Origin of the sequence: Frankia sp. CcI49 (assembly GCF_001983215.1) — a bacterium.
In the GTDB taxonomy this organism is placed as follows: domain Bacteria; phylum Actinomycetota; class Actinomycetes; order Frankiales; family Frankiaceae; genus Parafrankia; species Parafrankia irregularis.
In genome coordinates, this window is sequence record NZ_MOWP01000027.1 from 15,625 (window position 1) to 30,751 (window position 15,127).

At 72.8% G+C, this 15,127-nt stretch carries 14 protein-coding genes; 2 read left to right on the forward strand and 12 right to left on the reverse strand.

Annotated elements, in window-relative coordinates; genetic code table 11:
• Positions 1-46: 46 nt before the first annotated feature.
• Complete coding sequence (locus CcI49_RS23715; protein WP_006544345.1) at positions 47-214, reverse strand: DUF3117 domain-containing protein; 168 nt, start codon at positions 212-214, stop codon at positions 47-49.
• 173 nt (positions 215-387) lie between these two features.
• Positions 388-1,041, reverse strand: a complete 654-nt coding sequence (locus tag CcI49_RS42660; RefSeq protein WP_235497706.1) for a DivIVA domain-containing protein — start codon at positions 1,039-1,041, stop codon at positions 388-390.
• A gap of 266 nt (positions 1,042-1,307) precedes the next feature.
• Here CcI49_RS42660 and folP point away from each other — a divergent pair, with 266 nt between their 5' ends.
• Positions 1,308-2,120 carry a dihydropteroate synthase gene (folP, locus tag CcI49_RS23725; RefSeq protein ID WP_054565489.1) on the forward strand — a complete coding sequence of 271 codons (813 nt, stop codon included), beginning with the start codon at positions 1,308-1,310 and terminating at the stop codon, positions 2,118-2,120.
• 25 nt (positions 2,121-2,145) lie between these two features.
• Here the strand turns inward: folP and CcI49_RS23730 are convergent, their stop codons facing one another.
• The 6 genes from CcI49_RS23730 to fdxA form a co-directional block, all read right to left on the reverse strand.
• A complete protein-coding gene (locus CcI49_RS23730; protein ID WP_076829469.1) occupies positions 2,146-2,784 on the reverse strand; it encodes a TIGR00730 family Rossman fold protein in 639 nt (212 codons plus the stop codon).
• Positions 2,781-3,659: a TIGR00730 family Rossman fold protein gene (locus CcI49_RS23735; protein ID WP_083749691.1), complete on the reverse strand. Its 879-nt coding sequence runs from the start codon at positions 3,657-3,659 to the stop codon at positions 2,781-2,783. The genes CcI49_RS23730 and CcI49_RS23735 overlap by 4 nt, the downstream gene beginning before the upstream one ends.
• A 706-nt stretch (positions 3,660-4,365) precedes the next feature.
• The gene (dapE, locus tag CcI49_RS23740; protein WP_054565490.1) at positions 4,366-5,478 is read right to left on the reverse strand and encodes a succinyl-diaminopimelate desuccinylase; all 1,113 of its coding nucleotides are present in this window, start codon (positions 5,476-5,478) and stop codon (positions 4,366-4,368) included.
• Between the two features lie 146 nt (positions 5,479-5,624).
• Positions 5,625-6,461: a 2,3,4,5-tetrahydropyridine-2,6-dicarboxylate N-succinyltransferase gene (locus CcI49_RS23745; protein ID WP_198955613.1), complete on the reverse strand. Its 837-nt coding sequence runs from the start codon at positions 6,459-6,461 to the stop codon at positions 5,625-5,627.
• A gap of 117 nt (positions 6,462-6,578) precedes the next feature.
• Complete coding sequence (gene dapC, locus CcI49_RS23750; protein WP_054565191.1) at positions 6,579-8,375, reverse strand: succinyldiaminopimelate transaminase; 1,797 nt, start codon at positions 8,373-8,375, stop codon at positions 6,579-6,581.
• 59 nt (positions 8,376-8,434) lie between these two features.
• Positions 8,435-8,758 (reverse strand): ferredoxin, encoded by a 324-nt coding sequence (gene fdxA, locus CcI49_RS23755; protein ID WP_054565192.1) that lies wholly within the window; start codon positions 8,756-8,758, stop codon positions 8,435-8,437.
• A 688-nt stretch (positions 8,759-9,446) separates the two neighbouring features.
• On the opposite strand from fdxA, the gene CcI49_RS23760 reads away from it, so the two are divergent.
• Positions 9,447-10,349 carry a transglutaminase-like domain-containing protein gene (locus CcI49_RS23760; RefSeq protein WP_076829472.1) on the forward strand — a complete coding sequence of 301 codons (903 nt, stop codon included), beginning with the start codon at positions 9,447-9,449 and terminating at the stop codon, positions 10,347-10,349.
• Between the two features lie 64 nt (positions 10,350-10,413).
• Here the strand turns inward: CcI49_RS23760 and CcI49_RS23765 are convergent, their stop codons facing one another.
• The 4 genes from CcI49_RS23765 to mshB all read right to left on the reverse strand — a co-directional run bounded on the left by CcI49_RS23765 (position 10,414) and on the right by mshB (position 15,003).
• Positions 10,414-10,956, reverse strand: coding sequence for a flavin reductase family protein (locus tag CcI49_RS23765; RefSeq protein ID WP_076829780.1), 543 nt, complete (start codon positions 10,954-10,956; stop codon positions 10,414-10,416).
• Positions 10,957-11,298: 342 nt separating this feature from the next.
• The gene (locus tag CcI49_RS23770; protein WP_347280137.1) at positions 11,299-11,952 is read right to left on the reverse strand and encodes a DUF6113 family protein; all 654 of its coding nucleotides are present in this window, start codon (positions 11,950-11,952) and stop codon (positions 11,299-11,301) included.
• A 156-nt stretch (positions 11,953-12,108) separates the two neighbouring features.
• Positions 12,109-13,266 (reverse strand): trypsin-like peptidase domain-containing protein, encoded by a 1,158-nt coding sequence (locus tag CcI49_RS23775; protein WP_083749678.1) that lies wholly within the window; start codon positions 13,264-13,266, stop codon positions 12,109-12,111.
• 819 nt (positions 13,267-14,085) lie between these two features.
• Complete coding sequence (gene mshB, locus CcI49_RS23780) at positions 14,086-15,003, reverse strand: N-acetyl-1-D-myo-inositol-2-amino-2-deoxy-alpha-D-glucopyranoside deacetylase (RefSeq protein ID WP_054565195.1); 918 nt, start codon at positions 15,001-15,003, stop codon at positions 14,086-14,088.
• Positions 15,004-15,127: the final 124 nt, after the last annotated feature.

Consider the following 15,127-nt stretch of genomic DNA (forward strand, 5'->3'; position numbering starts at 1 on the left):
ACCGCGGAAACGCCCGCCTGACGAGTGGTGAGTGACCACCCCCGGCCTAACCGACAGCGATCTTGAGCGCATCTCCCAGCGCACTCGCCTCGTCGGCGGTGAGTTCGACGACGAGTCGGCCGCCCCCTTCGAGCGGGACACGCATGACGATGCCACGCCCCTCCTTGGTGACCTCGAGCGGACCGTCACCCGTCCGCGGCTTCATGGCCGCCATCGGTGCACCTCTTCCTGCCGTCGGACCTGCGTCTGACGACGATTATCCCGGAGAGCCGCCCGCAAACCGAAACACGTCCCAGCGGGGAATCACAACGGTCACGGCAGAGCCGTGATCTCGATGTCCTGCTGGCCACCTCCGCACATCTGTGCTAGTTACTCCGATGCGTTTCACTACTGTTGCCCATCGACATCGTCCTCGGCCGGAGAGGCTTCGGGCTGGTCGGGCTCGCCCCAAACGTGTCGGGGCCGGCTGGCGTCGCCCTGGTTGGCCCCACTTTGGCGGGCATCGTCCTCGCGGGCATCGTCCTCGCCGCCAGCGTGCCCGCTGGCATCGGGCCCGGCGACCCCGTCCCCGGCGGGCAGGACAGGTGTGACGGGCGCCGCGGGCTCGGCCGGTTCGGTCCACTCGGCGGGCTCGACACTCCACCCGGCCGGCTCGGCGCCGCCGGTTCCGCCGAGCCGTGCGAGCTCCGCGAGCCGGACCAGCTCATCGTCCCGGCGTGCGATCTCCTCGTCCCGCCATGCGAGCTCGTCGGCGAGTCGGGCCAGGACGGCATCGACCTCCGCCATCCGGTAGCCACGCACGGCCATCCCGAAGCGCAGGCCCTCCACGTCGGCGGGGGCGACCGCACGGCCACTCAGGCTGACATGGGGGCCGTCCGGTACAGCCGGTGCCATCCGGTCGAACCGCCCGACGGACAGTGCGGCCACGACGAACACGATCGTCGCGACCAGCAGGACCTCCACCATGAGCACCACAGGGTCGATCGTGCCATGCGCGCAGGCGGGCGGCGGATTCGCCCACCCGTCGGACGGCAGCGCCACGAAAGGACCGTGAACCGGGCGCGAAAGGACCGTGAACCGGCCACGGGAGGACCGCCGCCGGGTCTGGCCGGGTCCATGCCCGGTCTGGCAGGGTGGGCGGGGTGGCCGCCGAATCTCCCCCGACCAGCAGTCCGACGCCTGGCAGCGGGGCGACACCCGGCTACGGCGCAGCGCATCCGGACGATCCGAGCGATGCGGGCGACCCTGCCCTCCCCCGGCCGCTGCGGCTCGGCGGGCGGGTGTTCGGCCCGTCCGAGCTCGTCATCATGGCGATCGTCAACCGCACCCCGGACTCGTTCTTCGACCGCGGCGCGACCTACGGCGAGGCGGCGGCGCTCGACGCCGTGGACACCGCCGTCGACGGTGGCGCCGGGATCATCGACATCGGCGGTGTCAAGGCGGCCCCGGGCGAGGAGATCGACGCCGCCGAGGAGCTGCGCCGCATCGGCGGCTTCGTCTCCGCGGTACGGGCCCGCCACCCCGACATCGTGATCAGTGTGGACACCTGGCGGGCCGAGGTCGGGCGGGTGGTCGCGAGCGAGGGCGCCGACCTGCTCAACGATGCCTGGGGCGGCGTGGACCCGGAACTGGCCGAGGTCGCCGCCGAGTTCGGCACCGGGCTGGTGTGCACCCACGCCGGCCACCTGCCGCCACGCACCCGACCACACCGGATCGCCTACGACGACGTGGTCGCCGACATCGCCGCCACCACCACCGGGCTGGCCGAACGAGCCGTCTCGCTGGGCGTCCGGCCCGACGCGGTGCTCATCGACCCGGGGCATGACTTCGGCAAGAACAGCCGGCACTCGCTGGAGTCCACCCGCCGGCTGCCGGAGCTGGTGGCCACCGGGTGGCCGGTCCTGGTCGCGATGTCCAACAAGGACTTCGTCGGGGAGGTGCTCGACGCGCCGGTGGACCAGCGGCTGGAGGGGACCCTCGCGGCGACCGCGGTCGCGGCCTGGCTCGGCGCGCGGGTGTTCCGCGCGCACCAGGTGATCGCCACCTGGCGCACGCTGCGGATGGTCTCCGCGCTGCGGGGGGATGTCGATCTGCGCATCGCGCGGCGAGGCGTGGCCTGACCCGCGCTGGTGGTCTGACCTGCCGCTACTCGCCCTCCACGGCCTCTGCGGCCTCCACGGCCTCTGCGGCCTCTGCCGATCCAGCTGGCGCGGCTGGCAGCCGCCGGCTCCCGCCGGCCGCACCGGCCGCACCGGCCTCGACGAAATCGAGCGCCTCGGTGATGCTCGTCGCCCAGATCAGGGTGTCGCGGGCCTGCGGACGTACGAAGCCGCGACCGACCAGGTCGTCGACGAGTAGCCGCAGGTGCGTGAACACGCCCTCGGACTCCAGCACGACGACCGGCTTGTCATGTAGGCCGAGCAGCGCCGCGACCCAGATCTCGAACAGCTCCTCCAGCGTTCCGAGCCCACCGGGCAGCGCCAGGAACCCGTCGGCGCGGCCATCCATGATCGCCTTGCGCTCACGCATCGTGGCCGTGACGATCAGCTCGTCCGAGTCGGTGTCGCCGACCTCCATCGCGAGCAGCGCCTCGGGGATGACCCCGATCGTGTGTGCGCCGCCGGCACGGGCCGCTCTGGCCACCGCGCCCATGCAGGACACCGAGCCGCCGCCGGACACCAGGGTGTGCCCGCGGCGCGCCAGCTCCGCGCCGACCTCCGCCGCCAGCAGGACGAAGGAGGGGTCGATCAGCTCGGAGGACGAACAGTAGACGCAGATGTTCACCGCGGTTCCGTGCCGAGGGGCCGGCCGGTCTGGTCCGTGCCTCCGGCGAACCCGGGCACGTCGCCGGTACCGGCATCCAAGACGCTGTCGGCGACACCGGTACCGGCACCCGCGGCGCTGTCGGCGACAGCGGCCTCGGCCGCGGCGGCGCTGCGGCCGGTGCCCCGCAGGATGACGTCCACCGCCTCGTCGACGTCGTCGGTGAGGGTCACCAGGTCGAGGTCGCCGGGCTTGATCCGGGCGGCCCCGAGCACCGTCGAGCGCAGCCAGTCCAGCAGACCGGCCCAGTAGCCGGTGCCCATCAGCACAATCGGGAAGCCGGTGACCTTTCCGGTCTGCAGCAGGGTCAGCGCCTCGAAGAGCTCGTCCAGCGTGCCGAAGCCGCCGGGCAGGATGACGAAGGCCTCGGCGTACTTCACGAACATCGTCTTGCGGACGAAGAAGTACCGGAAGCTGACGCCGAGATCGACCCATTCGTTGAGGCTCTGCTCGTACGGCAGCTCGATACCCAGGCCCACCGACAGCCCGCCGGCCTCCCGGGCCCCCCGGTTGACCGCCTCCATCGCGCCCGGGCCGCCGCCGGTGATCACCGCGTAGCCCGCGTCGGCCAGCGCGGCCCCGAGCCGACGCCCGAGCTCGTATTCGGGCTCGTCCCGGGCCACCCGCGCCGAGCCGAACACGGTGACCGCCGGCGGCAGGTCCGCCAGCAGGCCGAAGCCCTCGACGAACTCGCTCTGGATGCGCAGGACCCGCCAGGGGTCGCTGTGGACGAACGAAGCGGGGCTGCGGGTGCCGAGCAGCCGCTGGTCGGTGGTGGACGCCTGCACCTGGTCACCCCGCGCGGTCACCGGCCCGCGGCGCTGCTCCGGCGGCAGCCCGCCGGCTCGACCCGTTTGCCCGGTTCGGACGTCTTGCTCGGCTCGGCCCACTTGCTCGGCTCCGCCGGCTAGCCCGGCTAGCCCGGCTTGGCCGGCTTGCTCGGCTCGTCCGGCTTGGCCCGGGCTGGTGGGCGCCGGCACCTTGGGGGCATCCCCCGAACGGTCCACGCCGGTTCCCTGGTCCGCGCGGTCCCCGTCCAGGCCTTCCGCGGCCACGGAGACCACCGGCGGGGACGTCGATCCGCCGCTCGGCGGATCAGCATTGGCGGAGGAGCTCACATCCCGCACCATACGCACGCCCGGCGGATGCCTGGAAATCCCGCCAGCACCGCTGTCCGCCCGCGCGACCGGTTGACGCCTCTCCCGGCATCCCCGCGTCCCAGCGCAGGCGGGCAGGTCGGCAAACGGGCCCCGTACGGGCCATCAGGCGCGGGTGGTGGCGGCTACCTCGGCGACGACGGCGGACCCTCGCGCAACCACGAGTCATCGGGGAGCGGGGCGGAGATCTGAGGATTTCGGTCGTTCCAGCGACCAGAAGCCTCAGGTTCGCTCGACAGCAGCGGCGGCCCGAAGGCACCGCTCGAAGATCGGAGGATTTCGGTCGTTCCAACAGCGAAAATCCTCCGGTCTTGCGCGGCAGCACCGGCGGCAGCGGCAGCATGGGCGGTAAGCGGCGCGCTGGCAGCCCGGTTAGCTCAGCAGGTCAGCAGATCAGCAGGTAGGACCGCAGCACGCGCTCCGCTTCGTCGATCAACGCCAGCTCGACGTACTCGTCCCGGGTGTGTGCCAGGTTCGGGTCGCCCGGGCCGTAGTTCAGCGCCGGGATGCCCAGCTCGGCGAACCGCGCCACGTCCGTCCACCCGAACTTGGCGGCCGGGGTGCGGGCCGTCGCCGCCACGAACGCGGCCGCCGCCGGAGCGGACAGCCCCGGCAGGGCCCCGCGGGCGCTGTCCTCGACGGACAGCTCGAATCCGTCCAGGACCTGCGCGACATGGTCGAGAGCGGCCGGGACGTCCCGGTCGGGAGCGAAGCGGAAGTTGACGGTGACCCGGCACTCGTCCGGGATCACGTTGCCCGCCACGCCACCGTCGATCCGCACCGCGGACAGGCCTTCCCGGTAGGTGCAGCCGTCCAGGGTGACGGAGCGGGGCTGGTAGGCGGCGAGCCGGGTCAGCAGCTCCCCGGCGCGGTGGATCGCGTTGTCGCCGAGCCAGGAACGAGCCGAATGGGCCCGGCGGCCACGGGTCGTCGCCACGACGCGCACCGTTCCCTGGCAGCCGGCCTCGATCTCGCCGCCGGTGGGTTCCATCAGGATCGCCAGATCGGCCTGCAGCCAGTCGCGATGCCCGGAGGTGATCCGTCGCAGCCCGTTACGATCGGCGGCGACCTCCTCGTTGTCGTAGAACACCCAGGTCACGTCGTGCCGGGTCGCCACGCCCGCGCCGGCGGCCGCGGCGAGGCGCAGCATGACGGCGACCCCGGCCTTCATGTCGGACGTCCCGCAGCCGTACAGGCGGGTGCCGTCGAGACGCGACGGCAGGTTCGCCGCGATGGGGACGGTGTCGAGGTGCCCGGCGAGCAGGACCCGCGACGGCAGGCCCCGGTTGGTGCGTGCCAGCACCGCGTCGCCGTCCCGGAGAACCTCCAGGCCACCGGCACCACCAGCGCCGCCAGCACCGCTGCCGTCATCGCCGCCCGCCGCGCGCAGTGCCTTCTCGACGGCGGTCGCCAGGGTGGCCTCGTCACCGCTGACCGACGGCACGTCCACCAGGGCACGGGTCAGGTCGCCCGCCGAAAGCGCCAGGTCAAGCTCCATGTCGACCGACCCTAGTGGCCGCGGCCCCGGGACGGCACCCGGGGCACCACCGACGCCCATGCACCACCCGCACCAGGGCGGCGCGAGTTCCGGGGCCACCGGCGCGGCGCGCGAGACCCAGGCCACCGGCGCGGCGGCCGGTCAGGTCAGGAGGCCACCCCGTGCTCCCGCAGGATGTCGTTCAGGGCGAGCTTGTCGTGGATCTCGCCTTCGTCCAGGGTCCGCAGGACGAGGATGCACGGCATGGCGAAGTCCCCGGCCGGGAACGAGCGGACCCGGCTGGAGCCGACCGCCACCGCACGCTCGGGGATCTCCCCGCGCGGGTACTCCTCGCCGGTGACCGCGTCGAAGACATGYGTGGAGGCGGTGAGGATCGCGCCCGCGCCGAGCTTCGCCCCGCGCCGGACCCGCGCGCCCTCGACCACCATGCAGCGGCTGCCGACGAAGGCGTCGTCCTCGACCACCACCGGCACGGCGCTCGGCGGCTCCAGCACGCCACCGAGGCCCACCCCGCCGGAAAGGTGCACGTTGCGCCCGACCTGGGCGCAGGAGCCGACGGTCGCCCAGGTGTCGACGAGGGTGCCCGCGCCGACGTGGCCGCCGATGTTGGTGTAGCTCGGCATCAGCACGGCGCCCGGCTCCACGTGCGCACCCCACCGCACGATCGCGCCCGGGACCACCCGGACACCGTCGAACCTGGTCTTCAGCGGCACGCGGTCGTGGAACCGGAAGTCGCCGGCGGCGGACTCGACCATCGGCAGGACCTTGAAGGACAGCAGGATCGCGCGCTTGGCCCGCTCGTCGACGACGACCGCGCCGTCCGCGGCCACCTGGGCCACCCGGGCCTCACCTGCGTCGATGGCGTCGACCGCGCCGACAATGGTCTTCCTGGCCTGGGTGTCGTCCGGGGTCAGCTCGCCGCGGCGCTCCCACAGGTCGTCGATGGCCCGGTCAAGCGGGGATTCGAACGTCGTCTCACTCACGCTGGTCACTCCTCAGACCCTACGGTCCGCCCGAGGACCGGCGCTCGGAACCATCGGCGCCGGTCAGGCACGGGACCCAGCCGGAGGACCAGCCGACGGACCAGCCGACCGGGCCGGTCAGCGGATGTCCGGCTCCGTTCGCCAGCCGCGGGACCCGTTGTGCTCGGCGGGGTCACCGCCGGTGCGGCCCGGTGCGCTCCGCTCGTCCGCCGGATCCGTCGGGTACGGCCGCGGGATGGCGGTCTGGCCGGTCTGGTACGGCGGCATCGACGGCATCGGCGACTGGCCGGACAGGTGATCCGGCACCGGCAGCTGCCCGGTCGCGTACGGCGGAAGTGGCGTCTGCCCGGTCACGTACGGCGGGACGGACGGTTGCCCCGCGTAGGGCAGCGGCGTCTGGCCGGTCTCGTACGGCGGAAGTGGCAGCTGCCCCGTCGGGTATGGCGAGGCGGACGCGGGAACGGGCCCGGCGCCGTAGACCGGCGCGCCGCCCGGACCGGTGTGCCCGGGTTGGTGCCCGCCGCGTGTGCCTTCGGGGTAGGGCCCACCGCCGGCCGGCTGGGCCCCGTGCGGGTCCCGCCCGTCCCGGTATTCGTTCACGCCGGGCGGCCGGCCGCCGGCATCGGGCTGGCCCGCCCGGTAGCGCTCGAACGCGCCCACCGGACCGGGGCCTGGACGTGCCGCCTCGCCCGTGCCATAACCTTCCGGACGAACCTGGTAGCCACCGGTCACCGGGGCGGCCGGCGGAGCCCAGCCGGAGCCCGCGCCATGCTGCCCGCCCTGACCACCCGCACCGCCATAGCCGCCCGCACCGCCGTAGCCACCCGAAGCGGCCGGACCGCCCACCGACGGCAGCATCGTCATGCGCTCGGGAACGGTGGCGATCTGCGCGTCCGGTGCGGTGAGCGCGACGCGGACATGACGCCGGCCCGACTCACCGTAGAAGCTGCCCGGAGCCACCAGGATGCCCACACTCGACAGGGCGTCCAGTGTGGCCCAGCAGTCCTCGCCGCGGGTCGCCCACAGGTACAGGCCGGCCTCGCTGTGCTCGATCGTGAAACCAGCGACGGCCAGCGCGGCCGCCAGCACCGCCCGCCGGTTCGCGTACCGGGCCCGCTGGTCGGCCACGTGCATGTCGTCGGCGAGTGCGGCCGTGGTCGCGGCCTGGACCGGCGCCGGCATCATCATGCCGGCGTGCTTGCGGAGCTGGAGCAGCCCGCGCACAAGCTCCGGATCGCCGGCGACGAAGCCCGTCCGGTAACCGGCGAGGTTCGAACGTTTGGACAGTGAGTGCACGGCCAGCAGCCCCTCGTGGGATCCGCCGCACACATCGGGGTGGAGCACGGAGATCGGCCGGGCTTCCCAGCCGAGCTCGATGTAGCACTCGTCGCTGGCCACGATCACGCCGCGCTCACGCGCCCAGTTGACGACCGCGCGCATCTCGTCCACCGACAGGACGCGCCCCGTCGGGTTCCCGGGCGAGTTCAGCCAGACCAGGGTGACGCCCTCGGCGGGCCCCAGCACCGGCTCACAGCGGGCCAGCAGGGCACCGACCTCATAGGTCGGATACGCGGGGGTGGGGACCCAGACTCGGTCCCCGGGTTCCAGGCCAAGCTGGGAGGGAAGCTGGGCGACCAGCTCCTTCGTGCCGAGCACCGGCAGCACCGCCGATGGCTCGACAACCACGCCGAGGCGACGGGCCAGCCAGCCGGCCGCCGCCTCCACCAGTTCCGGCGTCCCCGCGGTCAGCGGGTAGCCGGGAGCGTCCGCGGCAGCCGCGAGCGCATGCTGAACGACCTGCGGCGTCGCGTCCACCGGCGTACCGACGGACAGATCAACCAGGCCGTACGGGTGAGACCGCGCCTTCTCCTTGAACGAGACCAGCTGGTCCCACGGAAAGTCGGGCAGCCGCACCCGAGACCGCCCCGGCGATCGAATCGTCCGGGGCGGTCCAGCCGACTCCCCCGGACCGGTCAGGACTCACCCTGAGGGGCCAGGGCCGCGACCGCGGGCGGGTCGAAGTCAAGGGCGCCGACCTTCGAGGCGCCGCCCGGCGAGCCGAGCTCCTCGAAGAACGTCGCGTTGTTGTCGGCGTAGATCTTCCACTGCTCGGGGACATCGTCCTCGTAGTAGATGGCCTCCACCGGGCAGACCGGCTCACACGCACCACAGTCGACGCACTCGTCAGGCTGGATGTAGAGCATCCGTCCGCCTTCGTAGATGCAGTCGACCGGGCACTCCTCGATGCAGGCCCTGTCCTTCACATCAACACAGGGCTCCGCGATGACGTAGGTCACCGGACGTTCCTCCTCGAGCTCACGGACGACTGAGTTCCTTAGTATCGACCTGGACCGTTCGGTGTCGACAACAAGGGCGTTCACTGGTCGTGTATGTCGTCCACATCACTCCAGCAGACATCGGCTCACGGGTCGTGATCCGGCGACGAATTCCGGGCCCACTCCCTCTGAGCGATGTTCTGGGCACCCTTGAGTCTTGGTCGGAAGGCGAGCTTCGCCTCCGTCGCACCGACGGTACGACAGTGAGTGTGCCCGAGGAATCCCTAGTGGCGGCGCGTGTCGTCCCCCCGACACCCCGCCGGGCCAGTCCGCGATCCCCCGGCCGGGCACCCAGTTCATACCAGCCCGGATCAGACCGCGGCCACATGATCGCAGAAAGCAACAGTCGGATCACAAATGTGGGTCCGGACGCCGATACCCCAAAGGATGCGACGGACCCTCGGGCCGACTCCGGCGATACTGAAGGACAATGACCGCGACCGGGACGCGCGATACATCGGGCGGTGTGTCGGCAAGCGGTTGACGGCCAGCAAGCGGTCGCCGGCCGTCGACGGCCGGCGAGCGGTTGACGGGTCGGGGCGTACCGCCTCGGCCCGGGCGGGGGCAGACCGGGCGGGGCCGACCCGCCCCCGGGGCGGCCCAGGCAGGATCGGGGCGGACGGCCTGATCCGAACGTGGAGGTCCAGCGGTGAGCGACCACAGCAGGCGGATGTTCGCCACGGTCGTCCGGCGCGAGCAGGTCGACCTCGCCCTCGCGTGCCATCTGATCGCGGCCGAGGCCGGCCCCGAGACCAACCCGGTCGAGACCTCCCGGGCGCTCGACGCCCTGGCCGCTGACACGGCCAGGGTGCTGGCGGCCCGCGGAGCCACCGCCCGCGGCCACGGCCAGACCAACTCGGACACCGGCTCCGAAACGGCGTCGGACGGAGGTGCCGGCACCCTCACCGGCCTGGACCTGCGGGTCGCCGCGGAGGCGCTGCGGGAGTCGCTCGGCGAGCGGGCCGGGTTCGCCGGCCGCGAGAGCGACTACGAGGACGTCCGCGCCTCGCTCCTGCCCGAGGTGCTGCGCCGGCGCCGCGGCCTGCCGATCCTGCTGTCCGTGGTGTGGATCGAGGTTGCCCGCCGGATCGGGATCCCCGCCTACGCCGTCGGCCTTCCCGGGCATGTGATCGTCGCTGTCGGCTCACCGAGAGAGCACGTTCTCGTCGACCCGTACGCCGGCGGGGTGATCATGACTGTGCACGACGCGGCGGCCCGGGTGCGGGCGGCCGGAGTCGCCTTCACCCGCGCCCACCTCGCCCCGATGCCCCCGGCGGACCTGCTGGCCCGCGTGCTGGGCAACATCCGGGTGCTGGCCGCGCGGACCGACGTGCCGCGGACCAGGCTGTGGGCCGTCGAGCTGTCCCTGCTGCTGCCCCACCACCCGGCCGCGCTGCGCCGCGAACGGGGCGAGCTGCGGGTCCGGCTGGGCGACTTCCTCGGCGGGGCGAGGGATCTCACCAGCTTCGCCGACGCGGTGACCGTCGTCGAGCCGGCGGCCTCGGCCGCGGCACGCCAAGCCGCGATCGCCGCCCGCGCCAGGCTCAACTGAGGCCGCGCCTCCCACGCGCCTGCGCCCCGCCACCGCACCTTCGCCCCGCCACCCCCTCCGCCCGTCAGCCGGGCTCGGGGCCGTCGGTGGACAGGTAGGCACCTTCGTAGAACACGAGCGGCCGGGCATCGGGCCGCGGCCGGTCGAGCCCGATCACCTCACCGATCACCAGGGTGTGGTCGCCGGCGCGATGCGTCGCGGTGGTGGCGCACTCCAGCACCGCCAGCGCGCCGTCGAGGAGGGCGACCCCGGTACGCGGCCCGAACGAGTGCGGCCAGCCGCCGAGCCAGTCGTCAGGCCGGCCGTCGGGCCGCGGTGGCCCTCCGGTCCGCGCGAAGTCGCGGGAGGCCTGGCTCATGTCGGCGGCCAGCACCGAGACGCCCCAGACGCCAGCGGCGATGACCGGGTCATGGAAGCGGGCATCACGGCGGATGCTGACGAGGACGAGCAGCGGGTCCAACGAGACCGAGACGAACGAGTTCGCCGTCATCGCCAGATGCCGGCCGTCCAGGACGGTGGTGAGGACCGTGACGCCGGTGGCGAACCGCCCGACGACCCGGCGGAACTCCTGCGCGTCCGGCCGGTTCCGCAGGCCCGCGAGGATCACGGGGCCGACACCGGCCGGACCAGGCTGCACCGGACCCGGCTGAACAGCGGCTCGCGGGACAGCCGCTGGCAGGGCGGGGGCCGACGAGGCAGACGCCGACGGGACAGGCTCGGGCGGGTGCTGGCGCGCTGGGCTTGCCACGGCGGCCACGCTACCGCCGCCGCGCCGGCCACACCGCGCCTTCCGGCCCCTGGGGTGACCATCGGCACTCGCACGCAACGCCGCCTGATCAGCTCCGCTCCGCCGCCGAACCACCGCCGAGCCGGCGGTGACCACGCACAACGCGGCTCACCGGGCTTCCCACCCGCCCGGATTCACCCCGGACAGCGCCGGATCGCTCCCCTAGCGGGACGGCACCCTCGGGCGCTCCATCACGGGCGGCAGGGCCGTGAGGCCGCGCCGGGCCCGCCCGAGAACGGCGACCACCACCGGTGCCAGCACGCCGATGGCGAGGAAGAGATAGCCGGTCGCCGTCGCCTTGAGCAGCAGGTCGCCCTCGGTTCGGGACGCGGCCAGGGCGAGCACGATCGGGGTCCAGCCGATGAGTGGGATCATCGCCCCGAGYCGGGTACCGGTCAGCCAGCGGACGAGCAACGGCACCCCGGTGTTGCCGATCAGGGCCAGCAGCAGCCCGACCGAGATCAGGGTCCCCCCCGGCCGCGGCCCCGAAGCCACCAGGACGACACCGTAGAGGCCGAGCACGAACCCGGCGATGACGCCGAACACGTAGGAGCCCACAAGGAAGGCACGGCCGGGCTCCTCAGGCCGGGAACTGGGTACCACTGGTCGAGCGACCGGCTTCCCAGCCCCGGCGGCGGGCTCCACAGCCCGCGCGGCAGCCTGCTTCGGGCCACCAGCGGGCTGCTTCGAGGCACCGCCAGGCAGCTTCGAGGTACCGGCGGGCTGCTTCGACCGAGCGGCAGGCTTCTTCGAGCGTGCGGCGCCCCGCGGATGAGCCCCACCGGCGGTGCTCGAGGTCGTCTTCGAGGCCTTCACGACCGGCTCACGGCCCGCTTCGTGGTCGTGGTCGTGACCGTGGCCTACTGTCGGACGGGGCATTCTCCGACAGTAGGCCATCGAGCGCACCAACCACGCGCCGGTCGCGGGCCGATGATCGGTCCTCCGAGCCCCACCCGCCAGCGCGCCGGGATCTCAGCGGATGGCGAGCTCGTCGGGAACCGCGACGACGTCCACGAGCGCACCGCGCCGCCAGACCGTCAGCTCGACGGGGTGTCCGATGGTGTCCTCGGTCAGCAGTCGTTGCAGATCACCCGGCCCGGCGACCGGCGTCCCGGCGACGGACAGGACAAGATCGTCGGCGAACAGCCCGGCGCGCCCGGCCGGGCTGCCTCGCACCACCTCGGCCAGCCGCAGCCCATGGCGCTGGCCCGTCCGATCCGCGAGGCCCGACGGCAACGGCACCCGTGCGCTCGCGACCCCGAGATAGGCCCGCCGCACCCGGCCGTCGCGGATGAGCGCGGCGAGGATGCGCCTCGTGGTCGCGTTCACCGGGACAGCGAGGCCGAGCCCGATGCCCGCGACAGCCGTGTTCACCCCGACGACCCGACCGTCGGCGGTGACGAGCGCGCCGCCGGAGTTTCCCGGATTCAGCGCCGCGTCGGTCTGGATCACCTCGTCGACGACCCGCACGGCCGAGCCGGAACGGGTCGGCAACGAACGGTTCAGCGCGCTGACCACACCGGCGGTCACGCTGCCGGTGAGTCCCAGCGGGTTGCCGACGGCCACCACCAGCTGGCCGACCCGCAGGGCCGCGGCGTCGCCGAGCGCGGCCGGCGCGGGTGTCGAACCCCGGGCCCGCAGCACCGCGAGATCGGACAGCGGATCGGCGCCGACGAGGTCGAGATCCCGTTCGGTGCCGTCGGTGAACTCCGCCGTGCCGACCGGCACGCCGCTGCGGGCGCCTTCCACCACGTGCGCGGAGGTGAGCAGGAATCCGTCGGCGGTGAACACGATCGCGGAACCGGCTCCGGCGCCCCGCGAGGTCCGTACCCGCAGGCTGGCGACGCTCGGCGCGACCTGGGCCGCCACCCGGGTCACGACCCGGGAGTAGGCGTCGAGGGCGGCGTCTCCCAGGTCAGCGGGCCCTCCGGGCCCTCCGCGGCCTCCGGAGGCTCCGGAGGCTCCGCGGCCTCCGGAGGCTCCGGAGGCCGCCGGGGCGTGCCTGCCCGGGACGTCACTGCCCGGGACGTCACTGCCCGGGGCTCGGCTATCCGGAGCCCGGCCACCCGGAAGGTGGTCGTCCTGGACGTTGTCGTCCCGGACCCGTCGGGCGCCCCTGTTACGGAACATATTTTCCCCGCAGGGGCACGGTGGGATCGATCACGTCTGATGAGTCGAGGGCAGCGAACCACCCGTTTGGGCTCGGGCGGGCGGTGGCACGGTGGACCATCCGAACCTCCTAGCACTGATTACAGCGTTACACCGTTAAATGGGAACGCTGACGTGCGGGAGGCCATGCCGCCATCGTGTCCGCCGTCGGCGTAAACGGCACCAAGGTGGCATATCACCGCAAAGGGAGTTCCTGGTTTTGGCCGCCGCGGAGCCTGTCGCAAGGCGGCGCCAACCAAGGTCGGCAATCCGGCGGACGCGACTGAGATCGCCGCTTGCGAACGAACCCGGGCCGCCCGGTCACGGTGCGCGGACCGGAATCGGCGACAGCTCGAAGCCGCCGACCGACAAGTTGGGGATCTTCGTCGTTCCAGCACCCGGGGCCGAAATCTGAGACGCGGCGGATCCGGACCCACCAGCCTCGGCCTGGCGGAGCCGCGCCGATGGAACGCGGGCCCCACCCGCGCGGCCACCCGTCGAGGATCTCGCGCCCCCGCGCGGCACGAGCAATCGACATCAAGARGGGCAGAAGGGGCGCGCATTCACCTGACAACCCGCAAGAAGCAAGGATTTTGGTCGTTGGAACGACCAAAATCCTTCACCCTTGCGACTCGCCAAACCGGGCCATCGGGCGACCCGGCCTGACTCTCGAGCCGGGCTCTCGGGGCACCGGAGGCCCGGCCGCGTTCGTGCAGCGCGGACGTCCCCGCCCACCGGCCAACGATCTTGATCGGCGGCGCCAGTCCGCGACAGGAGGCCAAGCCAGGCTGGCCTCGAGCATCAGAGAGACAGACCCGCGAAAAGGTCGGTCTCGCGGGTGCCGGGCTCGGCACCCGCGCCCCGCTCGCCGCGGGTGAGAACGAAGTGCTCCACGGCCCAGGTCCGGTTCCCGATGCCGTCGGCGAGAGCGAAGAAGAAGCCGTCGACGGCCATCTGGGTCCGGTGCGCGCGCATCGCCGCGATTTTCGCCGGCAGGAAGTCCTCGGCCGCGATCTCGGTGGTGATCACCTCGTCCGGCACGGCCAGGGGGACGTCATCCGCGGAGGCAGCCTCGGCGAACGGGCTGTTCTCGGGTGCGGTCTCCCGGAAATAGTCGATACTCGCCTGGATGAGGGACTTCGGCATCGCGGTCTCGTAGAGCTTGGAGATCTGCCACGACGGGCCGGCGCCGGGAGCGAACGCGGGGTCGGCGGCGGCCGTGAAGGCCCGGACGGACACGTCGTGTGCCCGGATGTGGTCGGGATGCCCGTAGGCCCCGTTCTCGTCATAGGTGACGAGAACCTGCGGCCGGACGTCCCGGACGATCCGCACCAGTGCCTCGGTCGCCTCGTCCAGGTCCGCCTGCCACAGGCACCGCGGGTCGTTGTTGGCGACGGTGCCCATCATCCCGCTGTCCCGCCAGCGGCCGGCGCCACCGAGGAACCGATGATCGGTCACCCCGAGCTCGGCACAGGAACGCTCCAGCTCGCCGATGCGGTAGCCACCGAGCTGATCACCGAGGTCGGACCTCAGGTTGACCAGCTCGGGCACCAGCACCTCGCCGACCTCACCGAGCGTGCACGTGACGAGCGTCACCTGGGTGTCCGCACGGGCCGCGTACGAGGCGATGGTCACACCGGTCGAGATGACCTCGTCGTCCGGGTGGGCGTGAACGAACAGCACTCGGCGCGGTGGAACGGTTTCGGTGGATTCCGGCACGGCACGACCCTACGCGCGCCTTCTCCGGCCGGGCGGCGGCGGCACCCCGCCCCACCCGGCCGGCACGAGAACGATGTCGGCCGCGCCGGCCCAGCCAGCGCGGCCGTTTCAGCCGGCAAGGACC